Here is an 18,644-nt window from a genome sequence, read left to right as displayed (position 1 = left end):
TTATCATTTTACTAACACTATTCTCATGAGGCATTCCTTACTTTTAAGGAATGGGGATACAGGAATTTGACGTATTTGTTATAGGCACAGGCACGGCCGGGAAAAGTGTTGCGTACGACTGTGCGGCAGAAGGAATGTCTGTTGGAATAGCCGACAACCGTGAATTTGGCGGTACCTGCGCGATTCGCGGTTGTGACCCGAAGAAAGTATTAGTAGGACTAACCGAAGTGTTACATCTGGCAAAGCACTTAAAAGGTAAAGGGATTACCAAAGAACCCGAAATTCGATGGGCAGATGTACAAGCCTTTAAAGCAACGTTCACCGATGCGGTTCCTGCCAGTACTGAAAAGAAATTGAAGAAAGCAGGAATCACCCTTTACCATCAATCTCCACACTTTATAGGCGAGCAAACCCTTTCAGTAGAGGGAAAAACTGTAAAGGCAAAAAAGATCGTAATTGCTACAGGGCAACAGCCTTTAGAACTAAAAATTCCCGGAAGGGAACACCTGCAGCTTAGTGATGACTTTCTGGAATTGCCTGAACTCCCCGAAAGTATGGTATTCGTGGGTGCCGGTTACATTGGGATGGAATTTGCCCACATCGCAGCACGTTGTGGCGTGAAGGTCACCGTTATCGAATTTCAGGAACGTCCGTTAACTCCGTTTGAAAGTGACATTGTAGCGCATCTTACAAAAGCTTCGGAAGCATTGGGGATCGATTTCATTTTTAATGCCGAAGTAATTTCAGTAGAAAAGTTACGGAAGAATTACCGAGTTCACTTTCAGAAAAACGGAAAGAAAGCGGCTGTCACAACCCGAATGGTCTTCAATACGGCAGGGAGAGTACCATCGATTGCAGCTTTAGCGCTCGAAAAGGGAAATGTTGCATTTGAAAAGGGGGGCATTTCTGTAAATGCGTTTCTACAAAATACAACCAACCCGAACGTCTATGCCTGTGGTGATGTTTCGGCCAGCGGTTCCTTACCCCTGACACCGACATCTTCCCAAGAAGCACGTGTTGTGAGTCTGAATATAAGAAACGGCAACATTACTAAAATGGATTTTCCACCGGTGCCGTCGGTGGTTTTTACAATTCCGCAAGTGGCAAGTATTGGCCTCACCGAAGCAGAAGCCAAAGAAAAGGGGTACGAAATTCGTGTGGAGTATAAGAGCGTTCCGCATTGGTACAATGCCAAACGGATCAATGCCAATGTATATGCCTATAAGACGATAGTGGATACTAAGCGTGACCTCATTTTGGGAGCCCATATCATCGCTCCCCATGCCGGTGAAATGATCAATTTATTCGTATTGGCGCTCTGTGGCAAACTGAAACCTGAGCATTTAAAAGCTATGATTTTTGCGTATCCCACTTGGGGGAATGATATTAAAGGTATGGTGTGACGTTTTAAGAGATCGCATCCAGCAAACACGTTGTAAGACGCTTGATATCATCTTCGGTGTTGTAGACATTCGGAGAGACGCGAATCGATTGTCCGCGATACGAAACCGAAATGTTTTGAGCTGCCATATGTTCTTTCAGTTTAGGGATAGAAAAATCATTTTTAGGATAAATTCCGAAGAGATGCTGTGCTCTGTATTTAGGATCTTCTATGTAAAAGTGTTTCTTCGGAAGTGTTTTCAAAACATCTTTTGTGATATTCCTGCAATATTCTTGGATGGCTTCCGGTGTCCATTGCAACAGTTGACGAATACCTTCCGAAAGCATGGGCACCAAAATAAATTGGCTCGATTCACCTACGTCAAAACGGGTGGCTTTCGCCTTGAACCGCTCGTTGTAGTTCACAAGATTAGCAAAGTTCTCGCTTCCTTCATGATTCATCCAGTTGTTCTCGATGGGAGTTCCTTGATAGAATCGTTCCCCGAAATAAGCAACGCCCAAACCGTATGCTCCTAATAACCACTTATACCCGCCGCAAATGAGTGCATCTGGGGCGATATCCTCTACCGAAAAGGGTAAGGCGCCCACACTTTGCGTGCCGTCTACAATTAGGTAAGCGTTTACTTCATTGGTACGCTTCCGAAGCAGTGCAAGATCAAATAAGGTCCCGTCGGCCCAATGCACATGAGGAACTGCAACGACTTTGGTGTTTTCAGTAACGGCCTGTAAAAGAGCTTCGTTCCATCGTTCCGCCCTGCCAGTTTCCACTGCCGGAGCAGTTACTATTCTAACGGTAACGTTATGAGAAGTTTCTAGTTGCTTCCAGGCGTAATAGTTGCTGGGAAATTGCTCTTGCAGCAGGACGATCTCATCTCCTTTTTCAAAAGTAATATTACGAATTACGTTGGCAATACCGTAAGAAACCGATGGAATGATGGCAATGGCTTCGGGATCGGGAGCGTTGATGAGTTGTGCGAACCGTTTTTTCAACACTGTCTTTTCAGAAAAGAAATCCGATTCAGAGATCTCGTAAGGACGGTTCTTCCTGTTCAAATTTTCTATGCCAATGCGTGCGACCGATTTCAATTGCGGCGACATGTAAGCGCCGTTGAGGTAAATGTGATGAGGATCCAGATCAAAGTGATCTTTTTGTTGTATCATGAGCGTTTTCTGTATTGAGAATATTTAATGATGGGGCTGGTATCCCTATTTTTAAAACCGTGGATACTACTACTTACAAAAAGAATGACAGCCACGAGAATAGCGGTGTACGCTACACTTTGCTGTATATCCCAATTTGCAACAGCGATTGCTGCCAATGCCCATACACCTACCAATGCAAATTCTCGCATGTTCCGGCTCCATGTGACCCATAGATTGATGACTCCTGCAGTGCAGATCATCACAATAGCCCAACTGCTTTCGGCAAATCCGAATCCGTCCCACCCTATTTTTACGAGATAGGCCGAAACATTGGCAATACTCGCCACAGTTACCCAGCCGCTATAGATCACAAAAGGCCACCACAAAAAGAGGATCGTCGTAATAGGAGCATCCCACAATTCCATGTCGTTGTTAATAACAATTCGAGTCAAGGAATACAACAAGACAAAGATGCAGAGTACGGAAAAATTGATATAGCCATACAGCCAAAAGATCACCCAAAGGCAATTGGCTATACAAGAAAGTACAAACCACCAACCTGTTTTTAAAACAAAGGCATCGTCCCTAACAGTTGTAAAGAGACTCCTGCTTTGATAAACAACAAAACCTAAAAGTAGAAGATAGATCACTCCCCAAATGGCAAAGGCGTACCCGGCCGGCGTAAATAAGGAGGTGAGCGAGTCACTTACTTGCCCGATGGTGGTGTTGTTGATCGCACCGGTATTGGAGGCATAGTTGACCAAGACGGTTGCGACAAAGGCAATGATATTTCCAATTTGTAAAGCTCTTTTCATCTTTTTCAATTTAAGGGTTATTTGAAACACATACGACCTGTCCTTCTGCGATCGCAAAAATGATATCCTCTTGTTGCGGATTCATAATATGCTTTCCTGTAAAGGTACCAAAAGCAGGCAATATAAATTGTCCTTCCCGCTTGTAGAAACATGCTAATCGAACCGATTGCCTTCCTCCGCCCTGCAGGCGAATACCCGGATGGATATGACCGCAAATATTGAACAGTGTCTCGTGCTCCGTAGGATGGTGTGTAAGGAGAAAGGAGTCTATGTGCAACGCGTCTACTACTGTAAGACCCAATGCTTCGTAAAGGTATGGCGGAATGACATCGTGATTGCCGCTAACCAATATGACAGTTGTTGAGGTGTCACGCGCCCACGCTTCAAAGTTTTTCCATTCATTATTTTTTTTACTATGGAACAGGTCACCTAAAAAACAAATGGTTGCCGGGTTAAAAGCTTCGGTAATATCTCGAAGTTTTTGGAAATTTTCTTCGGAAGCTTTCAGCGGGACGGCGGCGCCATATTTTCTGAAATGGGTCACCTTTCCGAAGTGAACATCGGCGATCAAGAGCATACTTTGCTGGACCCAATAGGCTGCACCACTGGCATGTAGTTTGAATTCCTGATCGTGTATGAAGAGCGATGCGGTCATTTTTCCAATTGAAGGGTCATTCGTTTGATTCGGTCTGCTAATTTTTCGGAAGATAACTTTTCCCGCAATCGATCGGTAATGATAGGAAAGCTAAAAGGAGTTGGTTTTTGGCATGGTTTCCATACGATGGTTTGTGCATTGATGCGTTCCAGCGCCTGTCGAAGGCGTCCTTCTTCCAGTTGATGCTCAAACGTTTCCCGAAACGCTTGTAAATAAAGTAGATTGTGAGGCTCGTAATCTCGAAAGACATCAAATAATAATTGAGCATTACTTTGAAGGTGTTTGGTCTTAATGGCTTTGTTAGGATATCCTTGAAATACCATGCCGCTAATCACCGCAATATCCCGAAATTTCCGTCGCGCCAGTTCTGTGGCATTCAAGCTCTTTTGAAGGTCCTCAAAGAGATAGTCTGTAGCGAACAGGTTGTTGTCGATCATTTGTTGTATATCTAAAGGTCGATCGCTCAGTAATTCAAAACCGTAGTCATTATAAGCCAGTGAAAATGTGATGGGTGACAGTAAGCTAATACGATATGCGAGTAGACCACTCATGGCTTCATGGACAAATCGGCCTTCAAAAGGATAAAAAATACAATGGTACCCTTCTCGCGTTTTAAAACTTTCGATCAAAAATTGATCGGCTGCAGGAACAACCGATTCGCGGCGTTGTCTTTCAAATATTGGTTGTAACGCCTTTAGTTCTTGGCTTTTAAAGGACCAATCCTCTCCTTTGTTCTCGGTAGTTATCGAAACGCTGTTCAATTCTTCCCGCAGGATCTTGCTCATCTGGGAAGACAGCGGCAATCTTCCCCCCATAAAACTTACCACATTCGTACTGGTCTTTTTTGCTCCTCGTACTTGTGCCTGCATGTTTCGTAACCGAACCAATTCTAAAGTTCTTCCTGCAAATACAAAAGTATCGCCGGGTTTCATCTTTCCAATGAACCACTCTTCGATTGTGCCTATGAAACCCCCGGAAACATATTTAACAAGGAGCATTGCATCACTAACTATGGTCCCAATAGACAAACGGTGCATCATTGCGATCTGCCGGCTTTCCACTTTATACAGCCCATGAGTCGATACTGTCACTTTTCGGTATTCGTCATAGGCCTGAAGACTTTGGCTCCCCATGGTAATAAAGTTAAGACACCATTGCCACTGCTCGTCTGTAATCCCTTGAAAGCAGAATGTTGTTTTAATTTCTTTGTAGATTTCCTTCGGAAAAAAGCCATCACTTACCGCCAAGGTAATAAGGTATTGTATCAGCACGTCGAAGCTTAAGAGATAGGGAATACGGTCTTCTACTACATCTTCTTGAACCGCCCGTTTTAATGCCGAAGCTTCCACAAGTTCAAGCGCATGGGTGGGTAAAAAGTAAATAACGCTGGCTTCTCCAGGTCGATGATTGCTTCTGCCGGCACGTTGTAAGAATTTAGCTATGCCCTTTGGTCCCCCAATTTGGATGATGGTTTCCACGGGAGCAAAATCCACTCCCAGGTCTAAGCTGGAGGTTGCGACCACTGCCGTTAACGATTCGTTTCGAATAGCTTGTTCAACCCACAGGCGTGTGTCTTTCGAAATACTACCGTGGTGCATAGCGATCTCTCCCGCCAATTCCGGATAACGTGCAAGGAGTTTCTGAAACCAGATTTCACATTGTCCGCGTGTGTTGGTGAAAATAAGGGTGGTCTTGCTTTTTTTTAGTATCGGCACGATTTCATCCAGCAAGTGAAGTCCCAGATGACCCCGCCAGGGGAACGTCTCCATTTTTTTTGGTATGATCGATTTGACAATGGTCTTCCGTTTATTCTTCGACTTTATAAGAACCGCATTCTCCCTGAAAGAATGATCCATTCCCAGCAGTACATCTTGTGCTTCTTCTAAATTTCCTATGGTTGCTGAAATGCCCCAAATTCGAAGTTGGGGACATACCGTCTTAAAACGGGAAAGCGCCAATTCCATTTGTACTCCTCTCTTGCTTCCCAATAACTCATGCCATTCGTCCACCACAATGGCTTTAAGTGTTGCAAAGGTCTTTGCATACCCTTTACTTGCCAACAGCAGCATAAGACTTTCGGGCGTTGTGATTAGTAGATCGGGCATGTTCTTTTTTTGCTTCGCACGTTCGCTTTGAGGGGTATCTCCTGTGCGTATTCCAACGGTAAGTCCGGTATCGAGTTCGTCTGCAAATCGTTGTGCCGCTTGTTGTATTTCAACCGAAAGTGCGCGAAGTGGTGTGATCCAGATAGCTTTGATCCCCGGACTTTTCTTTGTTCTATAATTCGGATTGTCCTTTATGTACTGCAGCACAATAGGGATCCACAACGAATACGTTTTTCCGCTTCCTGTAGGCGCATTTAGCAGTCCGTGTTTGCCTTTTAAGAATGCCTTCCACGTTTTTTTCTGAAAAGGGAACGGTTTCCAACCTTGCTGTTGAAACCAAGTTTCGGCAATATGGATCAATTCGTTCACTTCGGAATGAGGGCTTTTAGATCGTCCAACGTATTTGCTTCGGCAATAGGTTTGTCTTTCCGCCAACGTAAAATTCTCGGGAAACGTGTGGCAATACCGCTCTTATGTCTCGTGCTTTCTGCAATTCCTTCAAAAGCAATCTCAAAAACATGATGCGGGGTAACGCTTCGAACCGGCCCGAATCGCTCTACTGTGTTTTTTTTGATCCAAGCATCCACCTGCCGGAATTCGGCATCGGTAAGACCGGAATAGGCTTTCGCGAACGTAACGAGCTCTCCTTTGTCCCAAAGGGCGAAGGTATAGTCCGTATAGAGATTGGCCCGTCTTCCGTGTCCGCGCATGGCATAGGTGAGCACCGCATCGATGGTAAAGGGATCTATCTTCCACTTCCACCAGTCGCCCTTTTTTCGTCCTACCAGATACGGACTCTCTTTTCGTTTCAGCATAAGACCTTCGCTGCGCTTTTCACGGGAACGGTCTCTTTCTTCTGCGGCAGCTTCCCAAGAAGAAAATTCCATAGTGGAACTAAGGTAGAGCCCGATGGCATCACAATCACAGTCTTCAATAAGTTTGTCCAGCAGTGCTCTTCGTTCTGAAAACGGTTTTTGACGAATATCTTCACCCTGCCATTCCAACAGATCGTATGCAACTAAGATGACCGGGGTTTTTTCAAGGAGTGCTTTGGAAATGTTTTTGCGTCCAATACGGGTTTGCAGCGCATTAAAATCGCCTATGGAGCCTTCTGAAAAAGGAAGGATCTCCCCATCCAGAACTGTTCCGTTGGGAATTACCTTTAAAAATCGTTGAAACTCGGGGTATTTATCGGTTACCAGTTCTTCTCCTCGGGACCAGACGAACACTTCATCATTGCGCAAGATGACTTGCGCCCGTATGCCGTCCCATTTGTGTTCAAAACTCCATTGTTCGACAGGTTCTAATTCTTTCTGAAACGCATCTTCAACCGCATAGGCAAGATAGAAAGGATAAGGCTTCGACAAGTAATCGTCTTCGTTCTCTTCCAAGATCAATTTTTTGTAGGTTGTGGTCTGCGGGGTCCAATCGCCCATGAGCTTGTATGCCAAAATATCTTCATCGATCTCCGTAGCTTTGGACAACGCGCGTGTCATGAGTTTTTGACTTACACCTATGCGAAAACTTCCGGTAATGATCTTATTGAAAACAAAACGTTCAAAATAGGTTTGTTGCAGCCAGTTTTCCTGAAGGTAGGCTTTCTTATCCGCTTCGGGGAGATCCTTAAGTGCACTTATTTCTGAAATATACTGTGACAAGGATTTATGAGTTCGCCCTTCAGATGAAGGTACAACCAGCGCTATCGTTTCGGCAAGATCCCCGACGATGTGATAGCTCTCTTCAAACAGCCAAAGTGGTATGTTACTTATTTCGGAAGCCCATTGACGCAGTAGTGTGGTGTTTACAGGACGTTTGGGACGTCGATGTGACAGGATGGCAATAGTCCAAAGCTTGTCGGCATCATCCGCTTTCAGAAAGTAATCGGTCAAAGCCGCAACTTTTCGGGTCGTCTTATTTGTACTGTCCAGTGTTTTGATGAGCTCTGCAAATGCTTTCACGCGTCCACCTCCGCTTCTTGTTTAGTTCCAACTTCGGCACCCTCTTCTTCATATTGTGTTTTTTCGGTACGGGCGTCCAACCCCATTTCTTCGCGAAGATAGCGAGCGAAAATATCGGTATAACCGTGCGTAGCAATCACCTTTTCGCAGCCCGTTGCCTTGATCGTTTCCAGTAGTCCTTCCCAGTCGGCATGATCACTTAACACAAAACCACGATCTACTGCGCGTCTTCGGCGGGCTCCTCTAAACGTCATCCAACCACTTGCCGAAGCCGTTTCGTAGGGGACCATTTTTCTAATCCATGTACTTCCATGTGCGCTGGGAGGTGCGATCACGATATTCCCTCGAAGCGCTTCCTTTGTTGTTTCCCTGCTCACTTTTGTGGTCTTAGGAAAGGCATAATGCGGCCGTAGCACGTTGGTCATATTTTCCACAGCACCATGGGTATAGATCTCACCAATGGAAGGATCCAAGTGCTTGAGGAGTCGCTGAGCCTTTCCCAAACTATAGCCAAACAAGACAGAAGTCTTTCCTTCGGCTTTATTTTCTGCCCACCATGTATTGATATCTTCGAAGACTTGCGCTTGAGGCTCCCAGCTAAAAGCAGGTAGACCGAAAGTGCATTCAGTAATAAAGGTGTTGCATTTTACAGGTTCGAACGCTTCCGCTAAACCATCGTCTTCAGTCTTGAAATCTCCTGTAAAGACCCATACCTCGCCCTTATATTCCACCCGAACTTGCGAGGATGCTACAATGTGCCCTGCAGGATGCAGTGAAAACGTAACACCATTGATCACAAAGCGCTCATTCCATTGCTTACCCGTGACCGTGATATCTCCCAAGCGGTGTTTAATAATTGGAACGTTGTTGGTGTGTGTAATATACTGTTGGTGTCCCCAACGGCTGTGATCTGCGTGCCCGTGCGTGACGATACATTTCTTTACAGGCCGCCATGCATCGATATAAACATCGGCTTGTTGGCAATAGATTCCGTTGGTATTAAAAACGAGTAGTGGTGTGGTCATGGATTCCTTTCAGTAGCACCTTAAAATTACCATTTTGTGGTGTATTTATTTCAGAATTAAGAAAAGTTTAGCGTAACAAACTGCCTTAAAAAAATGAACAAAATATGACAGGAATCATTCGCTAGGCTGGCAAAAGTTCTATATTTGTACTATAAAATTCTACTATGTCATTTACAGATCTATTTGAAAGCGGAGAACACGCGAGAAACTTGGGTCATTTTGCTTCTATCGCAAATATTGCGGCTATTGACGGCGCTATAAATCCTGAGGAAGAAAGATTGCTAAAGCGATTTGCCAGAAAATTGGACATTCGTGAATCTGAGTATCTTGAAGTATTGAAGAACCCTCAGAAATATCCTATCAATCCTCCAAACTCTGCCGATAAACGATTGGAGCGTATGCATGATCTTTTTCAAATGATCTTTGCAGACCATGAGATCGACGATCACGAACGTTTCTTGATAGAACGGTATGCGATTGGACTTGGCTATTCTACCGAGTTGGCACAAAAGCTAATTAAACGTTCCATTGAGATCTATCAAGGAGGTTTGGATTTTGAAGATTACCGGTACCTGCTCAATAAATAAGAGCGCCTCCCAGTACATTTTAGTTTCGAAGCCTATGTGCTGCTTTGCCGCATAAATTCTTCTGCTTTTTCGACCATTTTTTTGCTTCCGCAGAAGAACGGTACACGCTGGTGTAAGGTTGTAGGCTGAATATCCAAGATGCGTTCATACCCGTTACTAGCCTTGCCGCCCGCTTGCTCGGCAATATATGCCATGGGGTTGCACTCATACAGTAAGCGTAATTTTCCATCAGGATTTTTGGAGGTGTTCGGATAGATATAAATGCCACCTTTGATCATGTTTCTGTGAAAGTCTGAAACCAAAGAGCCAATATAGCGAGAGGTATACGGACGGTCTTCTTCCTCTTTTTGGCAGTACTTGATATAGTCCTTCACTCCCTGTGGAAAATGGATATAATTTCCTTCATTGACCGAGTAGATAGAACCCGTTTCCGGAAATTTCATATTGGGGTGAGACAAGTAGTAGGTTCCAATAGCGGGATTCAACGTAAAGCCGTTTACGCCGTGCCCGGTGGTATATACGATCATCGTTGAGGTACCATAGACAATATAACCTGCCGCTACCTGTCTGTTTCCGGTTTGCAGGAAATCTTCCAAGGTTACGGGAGTGCCTTCCGGGGTGATCCTTCTATAAATAGAAAATATCGTACCTACAGAAACATTGACGTCGATATTTGACGATCCGTCCAACGGATCTATCAGCACTACGTATTTATTATCGTTCTTTTTATTACGCCCCTGAATGGTGATAAAATCGTCTTCTTCTTCGCTGGCGATCCCACAAACGATCTCTCGATTGGTGAGGGTCTTAATGAAGATCTCGTTGGCGTACACATCTAATTTTTGTTGATCTTCCCCTTGAATATTAGTATCTCCTGCCGCCCCAAGAATATCTACTAAGCCGGCTTTGTTCACTTCATGGTTTACAACTTTAGCAGCCAGCCGAATGGAATTGATGAGGCGCGAAAGTTCGCCCGAAGAGTACCGAAACTCACTTTGGTTCTCAATGATGAATTCGCCTAGGGTCTGATTTTGTTTTGCCATGATGAAGGTTAATGGAATGTGAATTTGCTGCAAATATCGGGTTTTTTAAGAAATTGAACCGATATTTGTGCCTCAAAACAAGCCATATGCAGATAACTATTCGAAATGCCGAGAAAGAGGATATGCCAAAGGTACTTGAACTCATTGAAGAACTTGCCGTTTTTGAAAAGGAACCCCATGCGGTAGAAGTTTCAGTAGGTGATCTTGAAGCGGCAGGTTTTGGAGCCAAACCTATGTTTCGTTGTTTCGTGGCAGAAGTTGACACAAAGATCGTGGGAATGGCATTGGTCTATTTTCGGTTTTCTACATGGAAGGGACGGGTCTTGCATCTTGAAGACCTTATCGTGACCAACGCCATGCGCGGAAAAGGGATTGGTGAACGGCTCTATGCGGCCGTGCTCGAGTATGGACATTCCTTAGGATGTAAAAGAGTGCAATGGGAAGTCTTGGGATGGAACGAAGGAGCCATTAAATTCTATGAACGTAGCGGTGCAAGTGTGCTTCGCGACTGGCATGTAGTTCACATGGATGAACAAGGGCTTACACATTTTTTAAAGACACAATAAACAGTAGCGACTGGAACTATTATAGATGAAAGTATTCAAATTTGGAGGGGCATCGGTGAAAGATGCCGAAGGGGTTAAAAATCTAGTGAATGTGATCAACGTTACGGGGGAGCAGGATCTTCTTGTCGTGGTATCGGCCATGGGGAAGACCACAAACGCTCTTGAAACAGTGGTTTCTCATTATTTTTCGAATCCTTCAGAGATTGAAGCTGCGGTGACAAGCGTATATGAATATCACTTTAAAATCTTACAGGAATTATTTCCTACGACTGCTTCGGAAGTATTTGCAGAAGTAAAAGATCTTTTCAAGGAATTGAAAGGTTTTCTGAAGCGTACCAAGTCTAAGAACCATGCTTTTGTCTACGATCAAGTAGTTTCGTATGGGGAGTTGATTTCTACCGCTATCGTTTCGGCGTATCTTTCCGAAGCAGGGATCAAAAACACGCTTCTCGATGTACGAAGTTGTATTGTGACCGATGCCAATTATCGGGATGCGAATGTGAATTGGGAAGCGACCCAAGAACACATTGGCAGTAAGGTGGCAAAAAAAGGAATTACCATCACGCAAGGATTTCTTGGCGCGGAAAACACAAATAATTTCACAACCACGCTGGGGAGAGAGGGGAGTGATTATACCGCAGCGATCTTTGCCTACTGTCTCAATGCGGTTTCGGTTACCATTTGGAAGGATGTGGCCGGTGTTTTAAATGCAGATCCAAGATTCTTTACAAATACGACCCTCCTGCACCACATATCTTATCGAGAGGCGATCGAATTGGCCTTTTACGGAGCCTCGGTGATTCATCCAAAAACGCTGCAACCCTTACAGCGCAAGGAGATACCACTTTTTGTAAAATCATTTGTAAGTCCGATGGATCCGGGCACCTGTGTGGGGAAAGGTGTTGCTTTAGACCCTCAAACCTCCTGTTTTATATTAAAAAAGAATCAAGTCCTCATTTCGCTATCGTCCTTGGACTTTAGTTTTATGATGGAAAATCATATAGGAGACGTTTTTAAATGGTTGCATGAATACAAAATGAAGGTAGAGCTTATTCAAAACTCAGCCATTAGCTTTTCGGTTTGTGTTGATAATAAATTCGATACGCTCGAGCCGCTTCTGGCGAAGCTTCGGTCGAATTTTAAAGTAAAATGGAACGAAGGAGTTACTTTGTATACGGTGCGACACTCACAACCTGCAGAAATCAAATCCCTTGTTGAAAATAAAACGGTCCTTTTAAAACAAGAAAGCCGCGAAACGGTACAGTTGGTCGTAAAAGAATAGTATAGATTGTTTCGCTATATTTGTGATTCGTAACAACCAAAACAACCTCCATGGGATTAGTGAACGCCAAAGAAGTAGCGAAAGCTATCAATGTTGATAAATTCGGCTTTTTAGGTACTTCCATGGGTTGGGTATTGATGAAGCTTCTCAATATTTCTACCATGAACAAGATCTATGATAGGAATAAGCATTTGAGCGACCTTGAATTTATCAATGCCCTGTTGGATGAATTCGAGATCAATTTTGAGATCCCGGAAGAAGACCTGAAGCGCTTGCCTAAGACCGGGCCTTTTATTACCATATCCAATCATCCGTTGGGAGGGATCGACGGCATTCTGTTGCTAAAATTGTTATTGGAACACCGTCCGGACTTCAAGATCATCGCTAATTTTTTACTACACCGAATCGAGCCTTTAAAGCCGTATGTCATGCCTGTAAACCCTTTTGAAGAGCGCAAGGATGCCAAAAGTAGCGTGATGGGTTTTAAGGCTTCCTTGACACACCTTCGAGAAGGGCATCCTTTGGGAATTTTTCCTGCCGGGGAAGTCTCTACGTATCGTGACGGTAAACTGGTGGTAGACCGTCCTTGGGAAGTGGCTGCCATGAAACTGGTTAAAAAGGCAGAAGTACCAATCGTACCTATTTACTTTCACGCAAAGAACAGTAAATTCTTTTATAGATTGGCTAAGCTTAGCGACACGTTGCGCACCGCTAAATTACCATCGGAACTGCTCACGCAGAAAGAACGTGTCATCAAGGTGCGTATTGGTAACCCCATTGGGTTAGAAGATCAACAGGAGCACGAATCGTTGGAGGCTTTTACTGAGTTTCTTCGGAAAAAGACCTACGTCCTTGCGAATCCTTTTCAGAAGAAAAAATTATTGGATACCCTTCCGAAGAACCTAAAATTCCCGAAACCTCCCAAAAAGATTGCCGGTGCGATCTCGGTAGAGAAAATGGAAAGCGAGATCGCTGCCCTGCGTACCGATGATAAGCGATTATTGGTTAGTAAGAACTACGAGGTATTTTTGGCGCAGGCCGATCGTATCCCCAGTATCATTCAAGAAATAGGCCGATTGCGTGAGATCACATTTAGAGAGGTAGGCGAAGGTACAAACAACGCTACCGATTTGGATAAGTTCGACAGCTACTATCACCATATGTTCTTATGGGACAACGATGCTCGAAAGCTAGCCGGTGCCTACCGTATGGGATTGGGATCGCAGATCTTTCCACGGTTTGGAATCGACGGGTTTTATTTGCAGGATCTGTTTCGTTTTGAACCCGAATTGTACCCAATGATGAGTAAATCCATTGAGATGGGAAGGGCCTTCATCATAAAAGACTATCAACAACGCCCCATGCCTTTGTTCCTGCTTTGGAAAGGCATTGTGCATACTACGTTACGGTATCCGGAACATCGCTATCTCATTGGAGGGGTGAGTATAAGTAATAAGTTTTCTGAATTTTCAAAATCGTTAATGATCGAGTTTATGAAATCCAACTATTACGATCCGTATGTCGCCCAATATATCAATCCGAAGAAAGAGTTTAAAGTAAAGCTGAAGGATGCGGATAAGGATTTTATTTTTGACGAAAGTGAAGCCGATCTCAATAAGTTCGATAAGATCATCGACGAGGTAGAACCGGGTAGTTTGCGTTTGCCGGTGCTTATAAAAAAATACATCAAACAAAACGCCAAAGTAGTTGCCTTTAATGTAGACCCGCTCTTTAATAATGCCGTAGACGGATTAATGTACATTCGTATCGCAGACCTGCCCGAAAGTACGGTAAAGCCTGTGATGGAAGAATTTCAGGCCGAGTTGGAACAACGATTCGCTAGTGGACAAAAAGATGAAGAAACTCATTAGTTTATGTTCAAACTGCTGTATTTTGAGGTGATCAACATAAAGATTCCGTAGATAATTAACCCCACCGCAATAATACCCATGATCGTTTGTCCGAAGGTGTCTTGAAGAAAATTGAATACATCTACTTTTCCTACATCAGACCTGCTGCCTTGGTAAGCGGCTTTAAAAAACAGATAGGCCATGATCCCCGATACGACACCCCGAGCAGTATGCCCTATTTTACCTACGTTTATCACCAATTTTTTTGCCTTTTCCTTAAGATCACTTTCGTCCACCTGTTCTCTAAATTTCCCCGAATAGGCTTGATAGAACTCATACAGTGATTTTATGAGTATAATAACCCCAATAACAATTAAAATGGTTGTAGCATAGGTAGAGTTAAGCAATGAAGATACCATAGATTTGCCATCGCTACCAGCGCCCATCACACGCTTTATGGCACTAAAGGCCAAAAGTCCATAAAACAATCCACTTCCAAAATAAGCGATCCTTTTTACAACACTCTTAGACGTACTTGTTTCTTTCTCGAAGGAGGTAAAAGCTTGATACCATCGCCAAAATACATACCCTACAAGACCTGCTGCAATCGCAACTAGAAGGATTTGTCCAAAGGCTTGTTTTGAAATAAAATCCAAGACATTGCCGCTATTTGCCTTTTGACCTCCCAGATTAAAAGCTGCAAGTGCCGTAAGACTTCCTATGAGAAGGTACACCACCCCTTTGGTGGCAACACCGAAGCGTGCGAAGTTTCGTTTTTTACTAGACATGTTTTTTTGGTCGGTTCCTTGAGTAAGATATAAAAATATCAAGTGTTGGAGTCAGAAAGAAATCATAAAACTACTGTGAGAAGGGTATTGCAGTCCCTTATTTCATGGGACGTTTTTTGATCATGCCACCTTTAGCGTCTTTAATACTGTGCATCACCATAAAGGCATTCTTATCTATCTTATCGACTTCAGTTTGTAGTTTGGCCAGCTCTAAACGGGTGATCAATGTGTAAATAATATCCGTTTCTTGTAAACGATCTCCTCGTTTTCCGTACCCTCTTTTCCCGGAATAGATAGTACAGCCTCTACCCATTTTTTCGATTACGGCCAGTCTTATTTCTTCACTAAAGTCGGATATGATTGTAACGCCCACATATTCTTCGATCCCCGAAACCACAAAATCCACTGTTTTTGAAGCCGAAAGATAGGTGAGCATGGCATATAGCGCAGTCTCTACCGAAAAAATATAGGCACCTACACTAAAGATAATCACATTAAAAAGAAGGATGACATCTCCAATAGTGAGGGCGGTCTTCTTGCTAATGAAAATCGCCAATACTTCAGTTCCGTCTATTACAGCGCCGCCTCGTATCGCCAGACCGATTCCGGCACCTAGGAAGAATCCGCCAAATACTGCGATCAACAGTTTGTCATCGGTAACCGTGGGTGCTTCAATAAAATGTACCGAAATGGCCAGCACAGCGATCGCAAGGAGACTTCGCAGTGCGAATTGTTTCCCAATGGTGGAAAACCCCAGCACTATGAATGGAGCATTGACGATAATTAAAAAGACCGAGATGGAATATCCGGTAATCTCAGTAAGGATAAGGGAGATCCCCGTTACGCCGCCGTCAATAAACTGATTGGGTAATAAAAATCCTTTAAGACCGAAACTTGCACAGATCACCCCCAAAAGGATCATGGCACTATCCTTGAAGAAATGGGAGAGTTCCACTTTGGTTACCGAGAGTTCTTTTTCAAGGAGTACAGCCGATAAGATCCCTTTTCTTTTCCTCAATCGGAAGTTGGTTAAGCGTATAACGATATTTCGAATAAAGGAACTCATTTCTTTTTCTTGGAGATTTTTACGAAGCTACTAAAAAAGATGAGCTGTAAAGAATCTATGGCGGATTAATTTTTAAAGAAGATACATTCCTCCCATTGTAACATACAATGCTATCGATACTCGGGATTTTCAAAATTCCAGCGAGTTCCATCGTCCCATTGACTGCGAGAGTTCCCGTAGGCGGGATAACCACCCGACGCTTTAAGCATTTTTGCCAAATGAAGAAGATTATAGGTCATAAAGGTCGTATTCCTGTTGGTGAAGTCATTTTTTTGGGCATTGCTTTCTTCGTCCATATAACTGGGTCCCGGACCGGCTTCTCCAATCCAGCCGGAATCTGCTTGCGGTGGAATGCTATACCCCACATGCTGTAAGGCATATAAAATTCCCATGGCACAATGCTTAATACCATCCTCGTTGCCTGTTATGATACAACCCCCTACTTTTCCGTAGAAATAATATTGGCCCTTGTCATTTTGTTTGCTGCTCATAGAATACAACCGTTCTATCAATTTTGTCGCTTCTGAAGATTTTTCACCCAGCCAAATAGGAGTTCCTATAATAAGAATGTCTGCGGCATCCACTTTTCTCCAGATTTCTGGCCAAGCATCCTCGGAAGCCCCGTGTTCTGTCATATCAAAATAGACACCGGGAGCGACGTCATGATCCACGAATCGAAGGTAATCGACCGAAACACCTTCTTTTTTCATGATGTTTATACTAACGTCCATCAAACCTTTGGTGTGGCTCAAGCGTGGAGACTTTTTGAGAGTACAATTGATGTACAGGGCTTTGAGTTTGCTGAAATCTGTAGGGTGTTGTGTCATGTTTCCAATTATTAATGAGCATTTTAAGATACTTTTTTTAGGACATTATCAATCATTTCAAGTGCGCAGTCTACAGTTGCAAGTTTGGTTCGGAATGAAAGTAATGCCATTCGGATCACGAATTTTTCGCCAATTCTTGTAGAACTTAAAAAAACATGTCCGTTCGCATGGAGTTCTTTCAGAAGCGCTTGATTAAATTGATTTTCTTGGTCTGCTTCCTTCGGAAACCAAAAATAACTTACCGAAAGGTCCGGTTCCGGTCCAACGGCAAAACCACGCTTTACCAACTGTTCTCTAAAATACTGCGTGAGCAATAATTTCTCTTCCAAACATGCAACAAAAGGTGCTATGCCGTGCAATTGTAGGGGTAGCCAAAGTCTGAGTCCGCGAAAGTGTTTGGTAAGTTCCGGAGAAACATCGGCAGGATTGACAGGGGTATGTTCTTGAATTGCATCCTGCATATAATTGGCGGTATAATGATGTGAATGAAAGACGGCTTCTTTATTCTTAACGAGTACTGCGCCCAGCCCGTACGGAAGAAATAGGCTCTTATGAGGGTCGATCACCAACGAATCGGCCATTTCAATGCCTTTTAGCATAGCCTTTTTGGAATCAGTAAGGATAAAAAAGCCGCCATACGCTCCGTCTATATGATACCAAAGATCATGTTCTCGCGCAATTTTTCCGATGGCTTCCAATGGATCGATCGCTCCGGTGTCAGTCGTTCCGGCAGAGGCGATGATCAAGAACGGATGCAGTTTAGTTTCAAGGTCTGTCCGAATCATTTCTGAAAGCGCTTCAGTTTCCATTCTGTGCTGTGTACTCAATGGGACATAGCGAATAATAACGGAGTCCAGACCAATAATTCTCAGCGCTTTTTGAATACAATGATGCACCTGTTCGCTTACATAGATCACACTCGTTGGGATACGCTCTAAACATACTCTATGATGATCCCTGGCAGCGGTCAAGGCGATTAGATTTGCAATAGAACCGCCTGACGTTAAGTTTCCTACGGCCTCCTTGGGAAACCCGAAAATAGATTTCATCCAATCGATAAGTTCATTTTCCATGGATACCGCACCCGGAGACGCATAATACATTCCGGAGTATTCGTTGGTCACATCCGCCATATAATCGGCAAGTGCCGCTGTAAAGATACCTCCGCCTGGAATGTATCCTAGATGTCCTCCTGAAGCAGCATTAATACCCTTCGAAGCTACCTCCTGTTCGTACAAGGTAAGGAGTGCTTCAAAAGATCTTGGTTCAGAAGAGATGGCCAACGCACCTTCAGTTTCTTTTTCTGAAGAATAGGCAGGAGTAGTCGGAAGCCTGTTTATAAAACGATTGGCGAAGGTGCTTAGTTGATTTGTGTAGGTATTTCGTTGTTGTTCGGAAGGTTCCAGAGACGCCGAAGTTTCTTGAAGTACTTTAATACGTTGGATAAGGGATTCCATAGTGTGTGTTTGATTCCCGGTAAAGTTACCTCTAATACCCTACATGATAAAATTACGATAAAAACAACCTAATAGA

Annotated in this window: 16 protein-coding genes; 5 read left to right on the top strand and 11 right to left on the bottom strand. The window is 43.7% G+C overall.

Going from position 1 to position 18,644, the window contains the following annotated elements:
• Window positions 1-50 precede the first annotated feature (50 nt).
• On the top strand, window positions 51-1,403 hold the full coding sequence (locus AACZ11_RS05500) for an NAD(P)/FAD-dependent oxidoreductase (RefSeq protein WP_290628888.1): 1,353 nt from the start codon (window positions 51-53) through the stop codon (window positions 1,401-1,403).
• A gap of 4 nt (window positions 1,404-1,407) precedes the next feature.
• On the opposite strand, the gene AACZ11_RS05495 is transcribed toward AACZ11_RS05500, so the two are convergent.
• From AACZ11_RS05495 to AACZ11_RS05470, 6 genes are read right to left on the bottom strand one after another with little or no spacing between them, the layout of a single operon-like run.
• Complete coding sequence (locus AACZ11_RS05495; protein WP_290628889.1) at window positions 1,408-2,562, bottom strand: aminotransferase class V-fold PLP-dependent enzyme; 1,155 nt, start codon at window positions 2,560-2,562, stop codon at window positions 1,408-1,410.
• The gene (locus AACZ11_RS05490) at window positions 2,559-3,359 is read right to left on the bottom strand and encodes a tryptophan-rich sensory protein (protein WP_290628890.1); all 801 of its coding nucleotides are present in this window, start codon (window positions 3,357-3,359) and stop codon (window positions 2,559-2,561) included. Before AACZ11_RS05490 ends, AACZ11_RS05495 begins: the two co-directional genes overlap by 4 nt.
• A gap of 10 nt (window positions 3,360-3,369) precedes the next feature.
• Complete coding sequence (gene pdeM / locus AACZ11_RS05485) at window positions 3,370-4,014, bottom strand: ligase-associated DNA damage response endonuclease PdeM (protein WP_290628891.1); 645 nt, start codon at window positions 4,012-4,014, stop codon at window positions 3,370-3,372.
• Window positions 4,011-6,488: a ligase-associated DNA damage response DEXH box helicase gene (locus tag AACZ11_RS05480; protein ID WP_290629001.1), complete on the bottom strand. Its 2,478-nt coding sequence runs from the start codon at window positions 6,486-6,488 to the stop codon at window positions 4,011-4,013. Before AACZ11_RS05480 ends, pdeM begins: the two co-directional genes overlap by 4 nt.
• Window positions 6,485-8,077 carry an ATP-dependent DNA ligase gene (locus tag AACZ11_RS05475; protein WP_290628892.1) on the bottom strand — a complete coding sequence of 531 codons (1,593 nt, stop codon included), beginning with the start codon at window positions 8,075-8,077 and terminating at the stop codon, window positions 6,485-6,487. Before AACZ11_RS05475 ends, AACZ11_RS05480 begins: the two co-directional genes overlap by 4 nt.
• A complete protein-coding gene (locus AACZ11_RS05470; RefSeq protein WP_290628893.1) occupies window positions 8,074-9,102 on the bottom strand; it encodes a ligase-associated DNA damage response exonuclease in 1,029 nt (342 codons plus the stop codon). The genes AACZ11_RS05475 and AACZ11_RS05470 overlap by 4 nt, the downstream gene beginning before the upstream one ends.
• Before the next feature lie 164 nt (window positions 9,103-9,266).
• Here AACZ11_RS05470 and AACZ11_RS05465 point away from each other — a divergent pair, with 164 nt between their 5' ends.
• Window positions 9,267-9,689 (top strand): TerB family tellurite resistance protein, encoded by a 423-nt coding sequence (locus tag AACZ11_RS05465; RefSeq protein ID WP_290628894.1) that lies wholly within the window; start codon window positions 9,267-9,269, stop codon window positions 9,687-9,689.
• 32 nt (window positions 9,690-9,721) lie between these two features.
• Here AACZ11_RS05465 and fbp read toward each other — a convergent pair whose 3' ends face one another.
• Window positions 9,722-10,732, bottom strand: coding sequence for a class 1 fructose-bisphosphatase (gene fbp / locus AACZ11_RS05460; RefSeq protein ID WP_290628895.1), 1,011 nt, complete (start codon window positions 10,730-10,732; stop codon window positions 9,722-9,724).
• Window positions 10,733-10,818: 86 nt separating this feature from the next.
• Between fbp and AACZ11_RS05455 the strand changes: the two genes are divergently transcribed.
• The 3 genes from AACZ11_RS05455 to AACZ11_RS05445 are packed head-to-tail and all read left to right on the top strand — an operon-like array spanning window position 10,819 to window position 14,451.
• Window positions 10,819-11,298, top strand: a complete 480-nt coding sequence (locus AACZ11_RS05455; RefSeq protein WP_290628896.1) for a GNAT family N-acetyltransferase — start codon at window positions 10,819-10,821, stop codon at window positions 11,296-11,298.
• 25 nt (window positions 11,299-11,323) lie between these two features.
• The gene (locus tag AACZ11_RS05450; RefSeq protein ID WP_290628897.1) at window positions 11,324-12,580 is read left to right on the top strand and encodes an aspartate kinase; all 1,257 of its coding nucleotides are present in this window, start codon (window positions 11,324-11,326) and stop codon (window positions 12,578-12,580) included.
• 50 nt (window positions 12,581-12,630) lie between these two features.
• Complete coding sequence (locus AACZ11_RS05445) at window positions 12,631-14,451, top strand: lysophospholipid acyltransferase family protein (protein WP_290628898.1); 1,821 nt, start codon at window positions 12,631-12,633, stop codon at window positions 14,449-14,451.
• On the opposite strand, the gene AACZ11_RS05440 is transcribed toward AACZ11_RS05445, so the two are convergent.
• From AACZ11_RS05440 to AACZ11_RS05425, 4 genes are all read right to left on the bottom strand, one after another.
• Window positions 14,448-15,218: a DUF1206 domain-containing protein gene (locus AACZ11_RS05440; RefSeq protein WP_290628899.1), complete on the bottom strand. Its 771-nt coding sequence runs from the start codon at window positions 15,216-15,218 to the stop codon at window positions 14,448-14,450. The two genes, AACZ11_RS05445 and AACZ11_RS05440, sit on opposite strands and share 4 nt — an antisense overlap.
• Window positions 15,219-15,315: 97 nt before the next feature.
• The gene (locus AACZ11_RS05435) at window positions 15,316-16,236 is read right to left on the bottom strand and encodes a YitT family protein (protein ID WP_339831721.1); all 921 of its coding nucleotides are present in this window, start codon (window positions 16,234-16,236) and stop codon (window positions 15,316-15,318) included.
• Between the two features lie 158 nt (window positions 16,237-16,394).
• A complete protein-coding gene (locus AACZ11_RS05430; protein WP_290628901.1) occupies window positions 16,395-17,111 on the bottom strand; it encodes a flavodoxin family protein in 717 nt (238 codons plus the stop codon).
• 23 nt (window positions 17,112-17,134) lie between these two features.
• On the bottom strand, window positions 17,135-18,568 hold the full coding sequence (locus tag AACZ11_RS05425; RefSeq protein WP_290628902.1) for an aminotransferase class I/II-fold pyridoxal phosphate-dependent enzyme: 1,434 nt from the start codon (window positions 18,566-18,568) through the stop codon (window positions 17,135-17,137).
• Between the last annotated feature and the right edge of the window lie 76 nt (window positions 18,569-18,644).

The organism is uncultured Altibacter sp., from assembly GCF_963972995.1.
Lineage (GTDB): Bacteria > Bacteroidota > Bacteroidia > Flavobacteriales > Flavobacteriaceae > Altibacter.
Note: the sequence above shows the minus strand (reverse complement) of the source record. Positions and strands in the feature narration are given on the sequence as shown.

Coding starts and splice junctions, on each gene's coding strand:
- AACZ11_RS05470 (WP_290628893.1), bottom strand. CDS start 9,102: ATGACCACACCACTACTCGTTTTTAATACCAACGGAATCTATTGCCAA.
- AACZ11_RS05495 (WP_290628889.1), bottom strand. CDS start 2,562: ATGATACAACAAAAAGATCACTTTGATCTGGATCCTCATCACATTTAC.
- AACZ11_RS05490 (WP_290628890.1), bottom strand. CDS start 3,359: ATGAAAAGAGCTTTACAAATTGGAAATATCATTGCCTTTGTCGCAACC.
- AACZ11_RS05440 (WP_290628899.1), bottom strand. CDS start 15,218: ATGTCTAGTAAAAAACGAAACTTCGCACGCTTCGGTGTTGCCACCAAA.
- AACZ11_RS05430 (WP_290628901.1), bottom strand. CDS start 17,111: ATGACACAACACCCTACAGATTTCAGCAAACTCAAAGCCCTGTACATC.
- pdeM (WP_290628891.1), bottom strand. CDS start 4,014: ATGACCGCATCGCTCTTCATACACGATCAGGAATTCAAACTACATGCC.
- AACZ11_RS05425 (WP_290628902.1), bottom strand. CDS start 18,568: ATGGAATCCCTTATCCAACGTATTAAAGTACTTCAAGAAACTTCGGCG.
- AACZ11_RS05465 (WP_290628894.1), top strand. CDS start 9,267: ATGTCATTTACAGATCTATTTGAAAGCGGAGAACACGCGAGAAACTTG.
- AACZ11_RS05445 (WP_290628898.1), top strand. CDS start 12,631: ATGGGATTAGTGAACGCCAAAGAAGTAGCGAAAGCTATCAATGTTGAT.
- AACZ11_RS05455 (WP_290628896.1), top strand. CDS start 10,819: ATGCAGATAACTATTCGAAATGCCGAGAAAGAGGATATGCCAAAGGTA.
- fbp (WP_290628895.1), bottom strand. CDS start 10,732: ATGGCAAAACAAAATCAGACCCTAGGCGAATTCATCATTGAGAACCAA.
- AACZ11_RS05450 (WP_290628897.1), top strand. CDS start 11,324: ATGAAAGTATTCAAATTTGGAGGGGCATCGGTGAAAGATGCCGAAGGG.
- AACZ11_RS05500 (WP_290628888.1), top strand. CDS start 51: ATGGGGATACAGGAATTTGACGTATTTGTTATAGGCACAGGCACGGCC.